We start from the raw sequence: 16,240 nt of genomic DNA on the forward strand, positions 1-16,240 counted from the left end.
GTCCGGGGGACAATTTCCAGAGCAAAGTCGGTGCCGGAAACCACGCCATGCAGCGGCTCGAACAGGCCGGTGCAGGTCTGGCCCTTCCCACCGCCCTACAGCGACAGACCAAAGCCGTTCACCGCCAAGCCATTCAAACTAAAGTCTTATTCCGCCCGACTGCCTCAATAGAGCGCAGGACAAAAAAAACGTCATCGATGTCGCTTTTAAAACGTTCTACTTCGCATTTGAGTTAGTCAAGAAACTGTCATTCTGCGCATTCTCCGCCTCAGTCAGCGGGGTTCGAACATGCGCCGTTTTTCTCTGAAAAGCCTTCTTCAGGAAGCGTCCTCCGGCCATCAGGGCTGGGAGCGGCAATGGCGGGCGCCGGAGCCGAAGAAGGAGTACGACGTGATCGTCGTCGGCGGCGGCGGCCATGGTCTGGCGACGGCTTACTATCTCGCGACCGTTCACGGCGTGACCAACGTCGCCGTCCTCGAAAAGGGCTGGATCGGCGGCGGCAATACCGGGCGCAACACCACGATCGTGCGATCGAACTACCTCTTCGACGAATCGGCCGGGCTCTACGAGCACGCGATGAAGCTCTGGGAGGGCCTGTCCCAGGAGCTGAACTACAACGTCATGTTCTCCCAGCGCGGCGTCCTGATGCTCGCGCACAATCATCACGACGTCATCTCCTTCAAGCGCCACGTCTACGCCAACCGGCTGAACGGCATCGACAATGAGTGGCTGTCGCCCGAAGAATGCAAGGCATACTGCCCGCCGCTGTCGATCTCGCCGGAGCTTCGCTATCCCGTCCTCGGCGGTGCGCTGCAGCGGCGCGGCGGCACGGCGCGGCACGACGCCGTCGCCTGGGGCTATGCCCGCGGCGCGGACGCGCGCGGGGTCGACATCATCCAGAACTGCGAGGTCCTCGGCCTGAAGCGCCATCCCGACGGCTCGGTCGCCGGCGTCGAGACGTCGAGGGGCACGATCGGCGCCAAGCGCGTCGGCGTCGTCGCGGCGGGGCATACCGGCGTCGTCATGGGCCGCTTCGGCCTCAGGATGCCGGTCGAGAGCGTGCCGCTGCAGGCGCTGGTGTCGGAGCCGGTGAAGCCGGTCTTCCCCTGCGTCGTCATGTCGAACGCCGTCCACGCCTACATCTCCCAGTCCGACAAGGGCGAGCTGGTGATCGGCGCGGGTACCGACCAGTATGTCTCCTACTCGCAGCAGGGCGGCATCCAGATCATCAACCACACGCTGGATGCAATCTGCGAGCTCTTCCCGCAGTTCGGCCGCATGCGCATGCTGCGCTCCTGGGGCGGCATCGTCGATGTCACGCCCGATCGCTCGCCGATCCTCGGCAAGACGCCGATCGAGGGCCTCTTCGTCAATTGCGGCTGGGGCACCGGCGGCTTCAAGGCGACCCCCGGCTCCGGCCATGTCTTCGCCCACACGCTGGCGACCGGCGAGCCCCACAAGATCAACGCGCCCTTCAGCCTCGACCGCTTCCGGACGGGACGGCTGATCGACGAGGCAGCGGCCGCCGCCGTCGCGCATTGAGGGGAGTGTGTGATGGCTGCGCGTGCGGTTACCCCCCTCTGCCCTGCCGGGCTTGCAACGCCGCGCTCCGGCGCCGTACCCCCCTCTGTCCTGCCGGACATCTCCCCCACAAGGGGGGAGATCGATCTCGCATGGCCGCCGCGAACGCTTTTCACCGGCGAGCCTGGCGCAGACATCGAGGGTGAAGCGACGTCTCCCAAAACCTCCGATCTCCCCCCTTGTGGGGGAGATGCCGGCAGGCAGAGGGGGGTGCCTCGACGCAACCCTGTCCGATCCAACCCGAACCACCTCCACCCGACCGCACTCCCCATCGCGAGGGCACCGTCATGCTGCTGATCGACTGTCCCTATTGCGGCAAGCGGCCCGAGGTGGAGTTCCACTGCGGCGGCGAGGCGCATATCGCCCGGCCGGAAACGCCGGCCGAGATCGCCGACGCCGACTGGGGCTCGTTCCTCTATTACCGCACCAATCCCAAGGGCGTTCACGCCGAGCGCTGGCTGCATGGCCATGGCTGCGGGCGCTGGTTCAACGCGCTGCGCGACACCGTCAGCGACGCCTTCGTCGCGACCTACGAGATGGGCGCGCCCCGTCCCGACGTCGCGCCCGAAAACGCCAAAGCCTGAGGCGCGCCGACCATGAGCCAGCCCTTTCGCCTTCCCTCCGGCGGCCGGATCGACCGCAAGCGGCCACTCTCCGTCTCCTTCAACGGCAAGCGCCTCGAAGGCTTTGCCGGCGACACCGTCGCCTCGATGCTGCTGGCGTCTGGCCAGCATCTCGCCGGCCGCTCGTTCAAATATCACCGGCCGCGCGGCATCCTCTCGCACGGCTCCGACGAGCCGAGCGCGCTTCTCTCGGTCGACTGGCGCGCCGATCGTGGCCCCGGCTACCGCGACCCGAACAACCGCGCCTCCGTCGTCGAGGCGCGCGACAGTCTGGTGGTGAAGACCCAGAACCACTGGCCGTCGCTGGAAACCGACATCGGCGCGGTGAACGATCTCCTCTCCCCGGTCTTCGTCGCCGGCTTCTACTACAAGACCTTCATGTGGCCCCGGACCTTCTGGGACAAGGTCTACGAGCCGGTGATCCGCCGCGCCGCCGGCCTCGGCGAGGCGCCGGAGGTGAAGGACGCCGACCGCTATTCCAACCGCCACGCCCACTGTGACGTTCTCGTCGTCGGCGCCGGGCCGGCCGGTCTCGCCGCAGCGCTCGCGGCCTCGGCCGATGGCGAAAAGCGCGTCATCCTTGCCGACGAAGGCTTAGAGCCCGGCGGAGCGCTGCTCAACGATGTGACGTCGAAGATCGACGGCAAGCCGGCGATGGATTGGGTGGCGGAAAGCGTCTCGACGCTCGACGCCCGCGAAAACGTCGTCATCCTGCCGCGCACGACGGCGTTCGGGTACTACAATCACAACCATGTCTGCATGGTGGAAAAGGTCTCCGACCACCGCGCCGACGCCCCCGAGGGCCTCGCCCGCGAGCGGCTGTGGCAGGTGCGGGCCGGCGAGGTCGTACTCGCCACCGGCAGCCATGAGCGGCCGCTGGTGTTCGAGAACAACGACCGGCCGGGCATCATGCTGGCCGAGAGCGTCCGCGCCTTCGTCAATCGCTGGGCCGTTCTGCCGGGTAACGAGATCGTCGTCGCCACCTCGTCGGCTTCGGCCTACCAGACCGCCCTCGACGCCAAAAACGCCGGTGCAAGGGTTTCGATCGTCGACATCCGCCTCGAAGCCGATTGCGGGCCGGAGCTCCAGACGGCGAAAGATGCCGGCATCACGGTTCGCAGCGGCCACACGGTGATCCGCGCCCTCGGCAAGAAGCGCGTCTCCGGGCTCGTCGTGGCACCCATCGACCCTGACGGCGCCATCGGTGAGAAGCAGACGCTTGCCTGCGACTGCGTCGCGATGTCCGGTGGCTGGACGCCTTCGGTTCACCTCTTCTCGCAATCGCGCGGCAAGCTGCGCTTCGACGTCGAGCTCGACGCCTTCGTGCCGGGAACCTCCGCCCAGGCCGAGCGCTCGGCCGGCGCCTGCCGCGGCATCTACGATCTTGCGGCGGTCATCGCCGACGGCCTCGCCGCCGGGCGATCGGCGACCGGCGCAACCGATACGGCTGCCGGTTCGACGCCGCAGGCGACCGCTTCCTTCACCGGCTTCCAGCCCGTGCGCGTTTTGCCGACCGACGCCGATGCCTCCAAGGTCAAGGCCTTCGTCGACTTCCAGAACGACGTCACCGCCAAGGACATCAGGCTGGCGGTACGCGAGGGCTTCGAATCGATCGAGCACGTCAAGCGCTACACCACCACCGGCATGGCGACCGACCAGGGCAAGACATCGAACATGAATGCCCTCGGCCTCGTCGCCGGCATTCTCGACCGGCCGCTGCCCGCCGTCGGCACCACGACCTTCCGGCCGCCCTATACGCCCGTCTCGTTCGGCGCGCTGATCGGCCCGGCGCGGGACGAGCTCTTCGATCCCGTCCGCAAGACGCCGATCGATGGCTGGGCGGAAAAGAACGGCGCGGTGTTCGAGCCGGTCGCCTTGTGGCGCCGGGCGAAGTACTTCCCGCAGGCCGGCGAGGATATGCATGGCGCCGTCGCCCGCGAGACGAAGGCGGTGCGCAACGCCGTCGGCATCTTCGACGCCTCGACGCTCGGCAAGATCGAGGTGGTCGGCCCGGATGCGGCCGAGTTCATGAACCGCATCTATACCAATGCCTGGCTGAAGCTGAAGGTTGGCGGCTGCCGCTACGGGCTGATGCTGCGCGAGGACGGCTTCGTCTATGACGACGGCGTCGTCGCCCGCCTCGCCGAGGACCGCTTCCACGTCACCACCACCACCGGCGGCGCGCCGCGCGTCCTGCGCCACATGGAGGATTATCTCCAGACCGAATGGCCGGATCTCGACGTCTTCCTCACCTCGATCACCGAACAGTGGGCGGTCATCGCCCTGCAGGGGCCAAAGGCGCGCAAGGTGCTGGAGCCGTTCGTCTCGGGGATAGACCTCTCGGAAGAGGCTTTCCCGCACATGACGGTGCAGAGCGGCTTCGTTTGCGGCGTCCCCTGCCGGCTGTTCCGCGTCTCCTTCACCGGCGAGCTGGGCTTCGAGGTGAATGTGCCCGCCGATTACGGCGAGGCGGTCTGGAAAGCGCTCTACGAGGAAGGCGGCAAGCACGGGATCACGGCCTACGGCACCGAAGCGATGCACGTCCTCAGAGCCGAGGTCGGCTATGTCGTCGTCGGCCAGGAGACCGACGGCACGGTAACGCCGGACGATCTCGGCCTTTCCGGTCTCGTCTCGAAGGTCAAGGCCGACTTCGTCGGCAAGCGCTCGCTCGCCCGGCCGGACATGGTGGCGGAAGGCCGCCGCCAGCTCGTCGGGCTCCTGACCAAGAATCCGGACGAGGTCATAGACGAGGGCGCGCAGGTAGTGGACGATCCGCATCGACCGATCCCGATGAGGATGATCGGCCACGTCACCTCCAGCTACGCCTCGTCGAACTGCGGCCGTTCGATTGCCATGGCGCTGATCGAGGGCGGCCGGGGGCGGATCGGCGAGACGGTCCATGTGACGACGCCTGGGGGCTTCACCGAGGCGGTGATTTCCAAGGCCGCGTTCTACGAGGTGAAGGGGGAGACGGCCGATGCTTGAGTTCAATCTGGCAAGGCGCGCGCCGACCGTCGCCCCGATCGCCTCGGATGCCGGCGTGAAGATCACGCCGCTCGGGCCGCAGGGCCGGCTTGCCCTGCGCATCAGACCGGCGGCGCTCGCCGGCCGCAACGATCTGGGCGGCTTCGACCTGTCCGGCCCGATCAATTCGCGCCGCGAAGGTGGCGACGGAGAAGCGTCCCGCGATGCGCTGCATCTCGGCCCGGACGAGTGGATGCTCATCGTTCCCGCCGACGAGGTGGAAGAGCGCTGCGAGGCGGTTTCCGCCGCCCTCTCCGGCGCGGCCTTCTCGCTCGTCGACGTTTCGTATCGCGACGTGAGTTTTTCTGTCGAGGGCCCGGGCGCCGATGCGATGATCAATGCCGGCTGCCCGATCGATCTTTCGTTGAAGACCTTTCCCGTCGGCTCTGCGACGCGCACGCTCCTCGGCAAGGCCGAGATCGTGCTCGCGCGGCTTGCCGCCGACCGCTTCACCGTCACCACCTGGCGGTCCTTCGCCCCTTACGTTCAGGGCTTCCTCGTCGAGGCCGCGAAGGACGGCGTCTGACACGACCATGAGACCGGCACCGACTGGGGCCGAGGAAAGACGCAGAACCGAACAACAGGGGCGCGGCCGGCGCCCGGTAACCGGCCCCGATAGGGTGCAGCCATGATGATGAACGACCTCGTCGCCCGCCTGACGCACCGCAAGAAGGGCTACACGCTCGAGGCGCCCTTCTACACGGACCCGGATATCTACGACGTCGACATGGAGGTGATCTTCGGTCGGCACTGGCTGTTCGTCGGCGTCGAGCCCGACGTGCCGGAGCCCGGCGACGTCATGGTCGTCGACATCGGCAAGAACTCCATCGCCGTCCTGCGCGACGACGACGGCGAAGTCCGCGCCTTCCACAATGTCTGCCGCCATCGCGGCGCCCGGCTCGTGCACGAGGCAAAGACCACCGTCGGCAATCTCGTCTGCCGCTACCATTCCTGGGTCTACGACACGACCGGCAATCTCATCCATGCCGAGCATATGGGCGAGGATTTCGACCGCTCCTGCCACGGGCTGAAGCCGGTCCACATCCGCTCGCTGGAGGGTCTCCTCTTCATCTGCCTTGCCGACAATCCGCCGCAGGATTTCGACGAGCTGGAGCGCGTCATGGCGCCCTATCTCGCGCCGCATAACCTGCGCGAGACCAAGATCGCCTACAGCCACGACCTGATCGAGCCGGGCAACTGGAAGCTGACGATGGAGAACAACCGCGAATGCTATCACTGCGGGGCGAACCATCCCGAGCTGACCGTGCCGCTCTTCGCCTACGGCTTCGGCTTTGCGCCGGAAGAGCTCGACGAGGACGAGCGAGAGCATGCCGCGCAATATGCGACGATGCTGCAGGACAACCATCGCGACTGGGAGGCCGCGGGCCTTCCCTCCCGCGAGGTCGATCGGCTGGACGACATGGCCACCGGCTTCCGAACCGAGCGCCTGCCGCTTTCGGGCGCCGGCGAGAGCCACACGATGGACACCAAGCGCGCCTGCAACAAGCTGATGGGCAACCTCTCCAACGCCAAGGCCGGCGGCCTGCATTTCTGGACGCAGCCGAACTCCTGGCACCATTTCATGGGCGATCACGCGGTGGTCTTCTCGGTGCTGCCGATCGACGCCGAGCACTCGCTGCTTCGGACCAAATGGCTGGTCCACAAGGACGCGGTCGAGGGCGTCGACTACGACCTCGACAATCTCATCGGCGTGTGGATGGCGACCAACCAGCAGGATTCCGATCTCGTCGGCTACTGCCAGGACGGCGCCCGGATGGCGGGCTACCAGCAGGGCCCCTATTCGCCGCACACCGAGATGCTCGTCGAAAAATTCGTCAACTGGTATGTCGGGCGGATGCTGTCGCATCTGGCTGAAACCCGCGCCGTCGCCTGAAGGGTCTGCCTGATATGGATGCCTCGGCTCCCAAGCCCGCCACCGCCGGCCCCGTGCCAACCGGCTACTTCCGCTGGGAGCCGGAGGAAGACGACGTCCTGATCTGCCGTGCGGTGCGCAACGAGACCCACGACGTCAAGACCTTCGTCCTCGCGCCGCGCCAGGATCGCCAGTTCGAGTTCGTCTCGGGCCAGTTCATGACCTTCGAATTCGAGATCAACGGCGAGACGATCCAGCGATGCTACACGATCTCCTCGCCGCCGACCCGGCGCGATACCGTCACGATCACCGTCAAGCGCGTCCCCGGCGGGCCGGTGTCGAACTGGCTGCACGACGAGTTCCAGCCGGGCATGATGCTCAAGGCGACCGTGCCGATGGGCGAGTTCACCTGGTCGGGCATGCAGGACACGAAATATCTGTTCCTGTCGGGCGGATCGGGCATCACGCCGATGATGGCGATGACCCGCGCCGCCTACGACCTCGCGCTGATCTCCGACATCGAATTCGTCCATGCGGCCCGCTCGCCAGACGACATCATCTTTCGCGACGAGCTGAGCTTCATGGGCCGGCGCAACCACTGGATCAAGCCGACCTTCATCTGCGAAAAAGACTCTCCCTTCGAGCGCTGGTCCGGCATTCGCGGCCGCTTCGACCATGCCAAGCTCCAGGTGATCTGCCCCGACTTCAAGGAGCGCGTCGTCTTCGTCTGCGGCCCCGCGCCCTTCATGAAGGCGGTCCGCGAGCTCTTCGTCGAGGCCGGCTTCGACATGAGCCGCTATCATCAGGAAAGCTTCAACTTCGAATCCTTCACCGAGGAAGCCCAGGAGCAGATCGCCGAGGCGACCGAGGCGATCACCACCGACGTGAAGGTCTTCCAGCTCGAATTCACCAAGACCGGCCGCACCGTCGAATGCCCCGAAGGCCTCACCGTCCTCGAAGCCGCCCGCAGAGCCGGCATCCGCGTCCCCTCCTCCTGCTCCAAGGGCCTCTGCGGCACGTGTAAATCGAAGCTCACCTCGGGCTCGGTGGAGATGAAGCACGGCGGCGGCATAAGGCAGAGGGAGATCGACGCCGGCATGGCGCTCTTGTGCTGCTCGCGGCCAAAGAGCGATCTGGTGATCGAGCGATGAGGTGGGGGGCGCACATGCCCGGCTTGGCTGGCGCAGGAGGCGGGCGTCGTCGCTCTACGCTCCCCTGGATTCTCGGGACGGGGCCCGAGAATGACGACCGGGAGGGTAGGATGGGCGCCTTTTCCGGTGTCGCCGATATTGCCGCAAACGTTCCAGAACATGCACCGCCACCAACGCTTCGTCATTCTCGGGCCCCGTCCCGAGAATCCAGGGGCGGCCGTGCGCGATCGGTCAAGCCGCGTCGGCCGAAGGCGTAAGACACCATGGGCGGCTGGGTCTACATCATGGCATCGCGGCGCAACGGAACGCTCTATGTCGGCGTGACCTCGGACCTTAACCGCCGCGTTCTCGAACATCGCGAGGGTGACCTGAAAGGCTTCACCGCCCGCTACGGCTGCAAGACCCTCGTCTGGCACGAGCGCCACCACGACATCGAAAGTGCGATCCAGCGGGAGACCTCGATCAAGCGCTATCAACGGGCGTGGAAACTGCGGCTGATCGAGGAGCTGAACCCGCAGTGGTCGGATCTCTTCGAACGGTTTTCGGACGAGGACAATCCGTTCCGGCCGTCCTTCGTGCGGTCTTGCGAGGCGCTACCGTCGGAGCCCGACGCTCCCCTGGATTCTCGGGACGGGGCCCGAGAATGACGGACGGGATGGGAACAGCGGCGCCTTTTCCTGCAGCGCCGAGACTGCCGCAGACGTCTCAGGACAGGCACCACCACCCACGCTTCGTCATTCTCGGGCCCCGTCCCGAGAATCCAGGGGCGGAAGGACGCCGGCCATGCCACATCGGACACGAATCCCGTCGCCGAGACACCCCATTTGACCGCATTCTGGCGTCACCGGTTCCGAAGTCCACCCTTCGCGCCCGACGCTCCCCTGGATTCTCGGGACGGGGCCCGAGAATGACAACCGGGATGGGAGGACGGGCGCCTATTTCTGCAACGTCCAGACTGCCGAGAACGTTTCAGGACGGGCGAAATCATCACCACTTCGTCATTCTCGGGCCCCGTCCCGAGAATCCAGGGGCGGACGGGCATTGCCGGCCATCGTGTGACTGCATCGGCGATGGCGCCCGGGCGTCAGCTCTGTCCACCGTAAGCTGCGCCTACCGAAGCGAGCCAACTGTCCCCACAATCACCCATGAGAGCCCCTCCCCATGATCGCCAATGCCGAAGCTCTCCTGAAGCCCCTGACCATCAAGGGGCTCACCATCCGCAACCGGGTGATGTCGACGAGCCATGCGCCGTCCTACGGCAAGGACGGCAAGCCGCAGGAGCGGTATCAGCTCTATCATGAGGAGAAGGCCAAGGGCGGCATCGGGCTGACGATGTTCGGCGGGTCGTCCTCCGTCTCGGTGGACAGCCCGGCGGCGCCGTGGAACCAGATCTCCGTCGCCGACGACGGCGTCGTGCCGTTCTTCCGGGAGTTTTCGGACCGCATCCACCGTCATGGCGCCAAGCTGATGATCCAGCTGACCCATATGGGCCGGCGCACCAAATGGGACACCGAGCACTGGATCCCGGTGAAGTCGGCGTCGGCCACCCGCGAGCCGGCATCGCGGGCGATCGCGAAAGCCCTCGAACAGGAGGAGATCGACCGCATCGTCGCCGATTTCGCCGCGGCGGCGCGGCGCTGCAAGGAGGGCGGGCTCGACGGCTGCGAGATTTCCGCCGCCCATGGCCATCTCGTCGATCAGTTCTGGTCGCCGCACTCCAACCATCGCAGCGACAAATACGGCGGATCGCTGGAAAACCGCATGCGCTTCGGCATCGAGGTCCTGTCGGCGATGCGCGAGGCGGTGGGCGACGACTATGTCATCGGCATGCGCATGTCCGGCGACGAGATGCTGAAGGGCGGGCTCTCCCATGAAGACTGCGTGACGATAGCCTCGGAATACGCCTCGCGCGGCCTCGTCGACTTCCTCAACATCATCGGCGGCCAGGCGCGCGATCACATCGCCCATGCAGTGTCGCTGCCCAACATGTCCTTTCCTGTGGCGCCCTTCCTGCCCCTCCCCTCGGCGATCAAGCGTGAGGTGGACGTGCCGATCTTCCACGCCCAGCGGGTCACCGATCTCGCCACCGGCGCGCGGGCCGTCGCCGAAGGCCATGTCGACATGATCGCGATGACGCGGGCGCACATCGCCGACCCGCATCTCGTGAAGAAGCTCTCCGAGGGCCGGGCCGACGACATTCGCCAGTGTGTCGGCGCCGGCTACTGCATCGACCGGATCTATGTCGGCGGCGACGCGCTCTGCATCCAGAACGCCGCGACGGGGCGCGAGGCGACGATGCCGCATGTCATCGACAAGGCTCCTGCGGCAAAGAAGGCGGTGGTCGTCGGCGGCGGCGTCGGCGGGCTGGAGGCCGCGCGGGTGCTGGCCGAGCGCGGCCACCAGGTGACGCTGTTCGAGAAGTCGGACCGCCTTGGCGGGCAGATCAACGTCGCGTCGAAGGCCACATGGCGCGAGGCGCTGTCGGGCATCCCGCGCTGGCTGGTCGCCCAGGTCCAGAAGCTCGGCGTCGATATCCGCCTCGGCACCGAGGCCGGCGAAGCCGAAATCGCGGCTCTTTCCCCCGATATCGTCGTCGTCGCCACCGGCGGCCTGCCGCAGAAGGGCGAGGCCAAGGGTTTCGAGCACGCCGTCACCACATGGGACGTTCTGGAGGGCCGTTCGGAGCCCTCGGGCACGGTGCTCCTTTATGACGAGATCGGCGGACACAATGCCGCCTCCACCGCCGAGGTGCTGGCCAGGAGGGGCTGCCTCGTCGAGATGGCCACCCATGACCGGATGATCGGCGAGGAGATCGGCCCGACCAACCAGCCGGTCCATCTGCGCGAACTCTACAAGCTCGGCGTCCTGATGACGCCCAATTCGGAGCTGATCGAGATCTATCCGGAAGGCAACCGGCTGATCGCCGCCCTGCGCAATACAATGACCGATGCCGAGGAAGAACGCGTGGTGGACGCGGTGGTGGTCGATTACGGAACGCTGCCGGTGGACGGGTTGCATTTCGCCCTGAAGGACAAGGCACGCAACAAGGGGCTGACGGATCTCCAGGCGATGATCGACGGCCGCCCGCAACCGGCGGAAATGAACGGCGCGGTGGCTGAGGGCGGCTACACCCTCTACCGCATCGGCGACGCCGTCGCCGGCCGCAACATCCACGCCGCCATCTACGATGCGCTGCGGCTGTGCAAGGATCTTTGAGGATGGGCAGGGCGGGGTCGAGCCGACCGGTTAGAGACGCGTCCCTGCGCAAGGCGGACGCTTTCTGGGTCAGCGATAGGTCGCTCGCCCGGACATTTTGCGTCTCTTCCGGACGACGGCACGGCGGCGATACCCCCCTCTGCCCTGCCAGGCATCTCCCCCACAAGGGGAGAGATCAGCCGGGCATTAAGGCCCGTGCGCTTTCGTCAACGCCGGGGATTTGCGGAAACGCTCGGCCGTCCGCCGAGACGGCGACAACTCCGATCTCCCCCCTTGTGGGGGAGATGCCGGCAGGCAGAGGGGGGTATGCCGCCGCGCCCCATGGCTTGGCCAGCCGCCCCGCGGACAGGCCGCACGGGATCCTCGGGACGGGGCCCGAGGATGACGAACCGGAAAGGCTGCCGCTTGCCGCGGACCGGGCATGGTCTGGAACGTCCGGCCGGCGCCATCGCACCGCGGCGGCAGGAGATTTCGCACGTCCCGCAACTCACACGCGGCGTCATCCTCGGGCCCCGTCCCGAGGATCCAGTGACACGTCCGTGGCGGTCGATCACCCCCTCTCCAGCCGCCACCGGGAAGAGCGTCTCCCATGACCGCCGCTGCCTTCCTCCCCTGGCTCGTCGTCGCAATGATCGCCGTCGCCGTCGTCCAGATCGCGCGCCGCCTCTTCCTCTGGCGCCGCGGCAAGCCCGCGACGGTCGACTGGCTCGCTGGCCTCAAAGCTTTGCCATCCCGCTATCTCGTCGATGTCCATCACGTCGTCGATCGCGACAGGTCCGCGTCGAAGATGCATGTGCCGACGGCCGGCGGGCTGGTGCTGGCATCAAGCCTTCTCGTCCTCGGCCTCGTCCCGGCAATCGCCGGCTCGAGAGCCTATTGGGCGCTCGTCGCGCTGGCCTTCCTCGTCATGTCCGCCGGTGTCGGCCTCGAAGCACGCCGCCGCTATCCCCGCGCCCTGCCCCGGCTTTCGCTCGGCCAATGGCAGCGGTTCCCGGTCCTTCTCGGCCTCTTCGCGGGTGGCGGGCTCCTCACCAGCCTTCTCGCCGCGCTCGGCAATCCCCTGCCGGCGCTTTCCTTCCTCACCCTCATCGCCACCGCCACCGGTGGTCTCGCGCTGGCATCCACCGCCGCGACCGGCCCGATGCGCCATGCGCTGGCGGGCGCGGCACATCTCGTCGCCCATCCCCGCCCGGACCGTTTCGGCGGCGGCCGCTCGACCGGGCTGAGACCCCTCGACCTTTCCGTCGAAACGCCCTGGTCGGAAAAACGGCGCGAAGAGCCCTTCGAGGAAGAAGGCCCCCAAAAGCTCGGCGTTGAAACCCCTTCCGACTTCGCCTGGACCCGGCTTCTCGCCTTCGACGCCTGCGTCCAGTGCGGGCGCTGCGAGGCGGCCTGCCCGGCCTTTGCGGCGGGACAGCCGCTCTCCCCCAAACATCTCATTGCCGATCTTGCGGCGGCGACCGCCGGCGGCCATGTCCGGCCCTATGCCGGCCAGCCCTATCCGAACGCGCGCGAGACCATCGGCGCGGCGGGGCTCCACGCGCCGATCATTGCGCCCGACGGCATGGTCCATCCCGATACGCTATGGTCCTGCACGACCTGCCGGGCCTGCGTCGAGGAATGCCCGATGATGATCGAGCATGTGGATGCGATCGTCGATCTGAGGCGGTTCCAGACGCTGGAGCTCGGCGCCGTGCCGCTGAAAGCCGAGGAGCCGCTCGCCAATTTTCGCGGCTGCGACGAGCCGAACGGCCGGGCGCTCAAGGAGCGCACCGACTTCGCCGCCGGCCTCGCCCTGCCGCGCATTGCCGACAAGGGCGAGGCCGACGTCCTCCTCTGGCTCGGACAGGCGGCCTACGACCTGCGCGGCCAGCGCACGCTGAAGGCGCTGATCCAGACGCTGAAGAGCGCCGGCGTCGATTTCGCCGTGCTCGGAGACGAGGAGCGCGACTGCGGCGATCTCGCCCGGCGCTTGGGGGACGAGGCGACGTTCCAGCGACTGGCGAGGGCAAACATCGCGGCGCTGTCACGCTACGGCTTCAAGCGCATCCTCACCGCCGACCCCCACGCTCTGCATGTGATCCGCAACGAATATCCGGCCTTTGGCGGGCATTACGAAGTCATCCACCACACCGCCTTCCTCGCCGAACTCGTCGCGGCAAAACGGCTGGCGCCGGCACCGCTCACCGGCCGCGCCGTCACCTATCACGACCCCTGCTATCTCGGCCGCTACCAGGGCGAGGTGGAAGCGCCCCGCGACCTCCTCGACGCCCTCGGCCTCGAACGCCGGGAAATGGCGCGTTCGGGCAAGCGCTCGATGTGCTGCGGCGGCGGCGGCGGCGCGCCGGCGACCGATATTCCCGGCGACACCCGCATTCCCGACATTCGCATGGGCCAGGCGATGGATACAGGGGCGCGCACGGTCGCCGTCGCCTGCCCCCAATGCACGGCGATGCTCGAAGGCGTCACCGGCGAGCGCCCCGAGGTGAAGGACGTTGCCGAACTCCTGTGGGAAGCGCTGCAGGCGGGCGAGCGGACGAACGGGCCGGCTGTGCGGGAGCTCGAACCCGCATGAGCCGCTTGCGCAAGGATCCGCGCGCCGAGCGCCAGGAAAGACAGGTCGCAGCGGCAGGCAGGCGGCCTCGGATCGACGTCGGTCACCGAGAGGCCAAAGCCGCATCCGGACGTCTGCGCCGCGACCCGTGGCGGGAATGGTCGGCGAGCCTCGTCGGCGAAAGCCGGCGCAAGCGCTATGATCGCTCGCAGCGGCAGATGGAGCATGGGAATTCGGCGCGCCTCACGAGGGCTCGTGCCCGGGACGGCGTCGAGGCGACGGAGATCAGCCCCGGCCAGCCGGCCGTGCGGGTGATCGATGAGCCGGCCTTTCTGGTCTTTGCGGTGATCACGGCGGCAGGCGGGCGTCTGTCGCGCCTCGATCGGCAGCTCCTCGGCGCCGCCCGGCTGCTCGCCGATGCCGGAGACGGAGGTGGCGCAGCCGTGGCCATCACGGCCGCCTTCGACCCGGTCACCGCAAAGGACCTCGCAAGGAGCCTCGGTGAAGCGGGCGCCGACCGGGTGCTGAGCGTTCCCGGCGACATCCACCCGAGCGGCACCGCCGCCGCGCTGCGCCATCACGTCGAGGCGTTCGCCCCCCGCCACATGCTCTTCGCCGAGGACGGCGACAGCGCCGATCTTGCAAGGCGCCTCGCGGTTTCCTTGAACGAGCCGCTGTTTGCCGGCGTCGAGCATCTGACGCCGCGCTCGGCCGTGCGGGCGCTGCGCAACGGGACCAGGGAAGTCGCCCTCGCCCCGCCGCTTCTGATGACTCTCGGCGAGGATCGCATGAAGCCCTATGAGTCTGGTCCCTGCGAGGCTAGGCCGCTCGACATCGAGGTCGGGCCCTTCGGCGGAGACCCAGCGATCCTCTCGGTCGAGATCATTCCCGGCGATCCAGCCAGCCTCGCCTTGTCGGAAACCGACTTCGTCGTCTCGGCCGGCAACGGCGTCAGCGACTTCGCCGCGTTTGGCGATCTCGCGGCCGTCCTGAAAGCCACCCCCGGCGCGAGCCGCGTCGTCTGCGATGCCGGGCTGATGCCGCGCGCCGCGCAAGTGGGCGCATCCGGCACGGTGCTTGCCGCCGACTGCTATCTGGCACTCGGCATATCCGGGGCGCCCCAGCATCTGCAGGGCATTGCCGGCTGCGAACACGTCATCGCCGTCAACACCGATCTGCACGCCGCGATGATCGAGCGGGCGGGCCTTGCCATCGTCCAGGACGCCCAGCTGGTCATGCCGGCGCTTGTGAAACTTCTCGCGGAGCGTCAGGCATGAAGACGATCGTGCTTCTCTCCGACGCCAGGAACCCGGTATCGGGCCGGCAACAGCTGTCCCGGCTCGAAGCCCAGGCGATCGGCCTTGCGGCTGGCCTTTGCGAAAAGCCCCGCGGGCTGCATGCCGGATCGGGCGAGGACGGCGTTTCGGCCGGTCTCGGCCATGGGCTTGCGGGCCTCGACATCATCGATCTGCCGGCGACGGACGACCCGCTGCCGGCGCTCGCCGGGTTCATCGCAAAGGCCATGGGGGGCGCCGGCGCGCCCGAGCTGATCTTGTGCGGACGGCGCGGCGAAGGCGGCGAGGAAACCGGCCTCGTGCCCTATCGCCTGGCCGAGACGCTCGGCCTGCCGATCCTCGCCGATGCCGTCGCCATCCGGGCGGGCGAGATCGCAGGCACGCTCGTGGTCGATCAGGCGATGGCGAAGGGCGCCCGGCGCCGCGTGACGATCAAGCTCCCGGCGATCGTTACGGTGCATTCTCTGGCCCCGCCGCCGATGCCTTTCGCCTTCGGCAGGATGCGCCGGGGGGAGATCCGGCATCACGAACCTCTGGAACGGCTCGGTTTACCGGACACCGCGGCTCGGTCGGATGCAAGTGCCGAAGAGCGCCCCCATCGCGCCCGGCCGAAACTGATGCGCCAGAGCGGCACGGCCAGCGGCGGGCCGAACCTCCATGTGGGGCCGGAGCCCGATGAGGCGGCACGGCTGATTCTCGATTATCTGGAGGCGAACGGCATCCGGCGATATGGTTCGTCATAGGACGGTGGTAGGGTTGGCGGGCGTTCAGTCGGCGAGCTTGTCGGCGGCAGACCCCCCTCTGGCTTGCCAGCCATCTCCCCCACAAGGGGGGAGACCGATCTCGCTCTTCGGCCACGCCCTACCTTGAAGTCGAGTTTTCGGCACGTGGGTTGAAGAGAATAGCGCGACAATGCAGCGAAT

Annotated in this window: 11 protein-coding genes; all 11 read left to right on the forward strand. The window is 67.4% G+C overall.

Going from position 1 to position 16,240, the window contains the following annotated elements:
• Nucleotides 1-288 precede the first annotated feature (288 nt).
• The 11 genes from J6595_RS18935 (at nt 289) to J6595_RS18985 (ending at nt 16,060) form a co-directional block, all read left to right on the forward strand.
• Nucleotides 289-1,542, forward strand: a complete 1,254-nt coding sequence (locus J6595_RS18935; RefSeq protein WP_209596644.1) for a sarcosine oxidase subunit beta family protein — start codon at nt 289-291, stop codon at nt 1,540-1,542.
• 326 nt (nt 1,543-1,868) lie between these two features.
• Nucleotides 1,869-2,165 (forward strand): sarcosine oxidase subunit delta, encoded by a 297-nt coding sequence (locus tag J6595_RS18940; protein ID WP_209596646.1) that lies wholly within the window; start codon nt 1,869-1,871, stop codon nt 2,163-2,165.
• Between the two features lie 12 nt (nt 2,166-2,177).
• Entirely contained in the window at nt 2,178-5,189 is a 3,012-nt protein-coding gene (locus J6595_RS18945; protein WP_209596648.1) for a sarcosine oxidase subunit alpha family protein, read from the forward strand.
• Nucleotides 5,182-5,754 (forward strand): sarcosine oxidase subunit gamma, encoded by a 573-nt coding sequence (locus tag J6595_RS18950; protein WP_209596650.1) that lies wholly within the window; start codon nt 5,182-5,184, stop codon nt 5,752-5,754. Before J6595_RS18945 ends, J6595_RS18950 begins: the two co-directional genes overlap by 8 nt.
• Nucleotides 5,755-5,862: 108 nt before the next feature.
• Nucleotides 5,863-7,122, forward strand: a complete 1,260-nt coding sequence (locus J6595_RS18955; protein WP_425342180.1) for an aromatic ring-hydroxylating oxygenase subunit alpha — start codon at nt 5,863-5,865, stop codon at nt 7,120-7,122.
• A gap of 14 nt (nt 7,123-7,136) precedes the next feature.
• Nucleotides 7,137-8,252 (forward strand): FAD-binding oxidoreductase, encoded by a 1,116-nt coding sequence (locus tag J6595_RS18960; RefSeq protein ID WP_209596652.1) that lies wholly within the window; start codon nt 7,137-7,139, stop codon nt 8,250-8,252.
• 263 nt (nt 8,253-8,515) lie between these two features.
• Nucleotides 8,516-8,899, forward strand: a complete 384-nt coding sequence (locus J6595_RS18965) for a GIY-YIG nuclease family protein (RefSeq protein WP_209596654.1) — start codon at nt 8,516-8,518, stop codon at nt 8,897-8,899.
• Between the two features lie 514 nt (nt 8,900-9,413).
• On the forward strand, nt 9,414-11,468 hold the full coding sequence (locus J6595_RS18970) for an FAD-dependent oxidoreductase (RefSeq protein WP_209596656.1): 2,055 nt from the start codon (nt 9,414-9,416) through the stop codon (nt 11,466-11,468).
• Nucleotides 11,469-12,057: 589 nt separating this feature from the next.
• Nucleotides 12,058-14,043 carry a DUF3483 domain-containing protein gene (locus J6595_RS18975; RefSeq protein ID WP_209596658.1) on the forward strand — a complete coding sequence of 662 codons (1,986 nt, stop codon included), beginning with the start codon at nt 12,058-12,060 and terminating at the stop codon, nt 14,041-14,043.
• Nucleotides 14,040-15,299 (forward strand): electron transfer flavoprotein subunit alpha/FixB family protein, encoded by a 1,260-nt coding sequence (locus J6595_RS18980; protein ID WP_209596660.1) that lies wholly within the window; start codon nt 14,040-14,042, stop codon nt 15,297-15,299. The genes J6595_RS18975 and J6595_RS18980 overlap by 4 nt, the downstream gene beginning before the upstream one ends.
• On the forward strand, nt 15,296-16,060 hold the full coding sequence (locus J6595_RS18985; RefSeq protein WP_209596663.1) for an adenine nucleotide alpha hydrolase family protein: 765 nt from the start codon (nt 15,296-15,298) through the stop codon (nt 16,058-16,060). Before J6595_RS18980 ends, J6595_RS18985 begins: the two co-directional genes overlap by 4 nt.
• The last annotated feature ends 180 nt before the right edge of the window (nt 16,061-16,240 follow it).

Origin of the sequence: Jiella mangrovi, from assembly GCF_017815135.1 — a bacterium.
GTDB lineage: Bacteria > Pseudomonadota > Alphaproteobacteria > Rhizobiales > Rhizobiaceae > Jiella > Jiella mangrovi.

Bases quoted from the DNA above. Each gene is read 5' to 3' on its own strand.
- J6595_RS18935 (WP_209596644.1), top strand. From the start codon at position 289: ATGCGCCGTTTTTCTCTGAAAAGCCTTCTTCAGGAAGCGTCCTCCGGC.
- J6595_RS18940 (WP_209596646.1), top strand. From the start codon at position 1,869: ATGCTGCTGATCGACTGTCCCTATTGCGGCAAGCGGCCCGAGGTGGAG.
- J6595_RS18945 (WP_209596648.1), top strand. From the start codon at position 2,178: ATGAGCCAGCCCTTTCGCCTTCCCTCCGGCGGCCGGATCGACCGCAAG.
- J6595_RS18950 (WP_209596650.1), top strand. From the start codon at position 5,182: ATGCTTGAGTTCAATCTGGCAAGGCGCGCGCCGACCGTCGCCCCGATC.
- J6595_RS18955 (WP_425342180.1), top strand. From the start codon at position 5,863: ATGAACGACCTCGTCGCCCGCCTGACGCACCGCAAGAAGGGCTACACG.
- J6595_RS18960 (WP_209596652.1), top strand. From the start codon at position 7,137: ATGGATGCCTCGGCTCCCAAGCCCGCCACCGCCGGCCCCGTGCCAACC.
- J6595_RS18965 (WP_209596654.1), top strand. From the start codon at position 8,516: ATGGGCGGCTGGGTCTACATCATGGCATCGCGGCGCAACGGAACGCTC.
- J6595_RS18970 (WP_209596656.1), top strand. From the start codon at position 9,414: ATGATCGCCAATGCCGAAGCTCTCCTGAAGCCCCTGACCATCAAGGGG.
- J6595_RS18975 (WP_209596658.1), top strand. From the start codon at position 12,058: ATGACCGCCGCTGCCTTCCTCCCCTGGCTCGTCGTCGCAATGATCGCC.
- J6595_RS18980 (WP_209596660.1), top strand. From the start codon at position 14,040: ATGAGCCGCTTGCGCAAGGATCCGCGCGCCGAGCGCCAGGAAAGACAG.
- J6595_RS18985 (WP_209596663.1), top strand. From the start codon at position 15,296: ATGAAGACGATCGTGCTTCTCTCCGACGCCAGGAACCCGGTATCGGGC.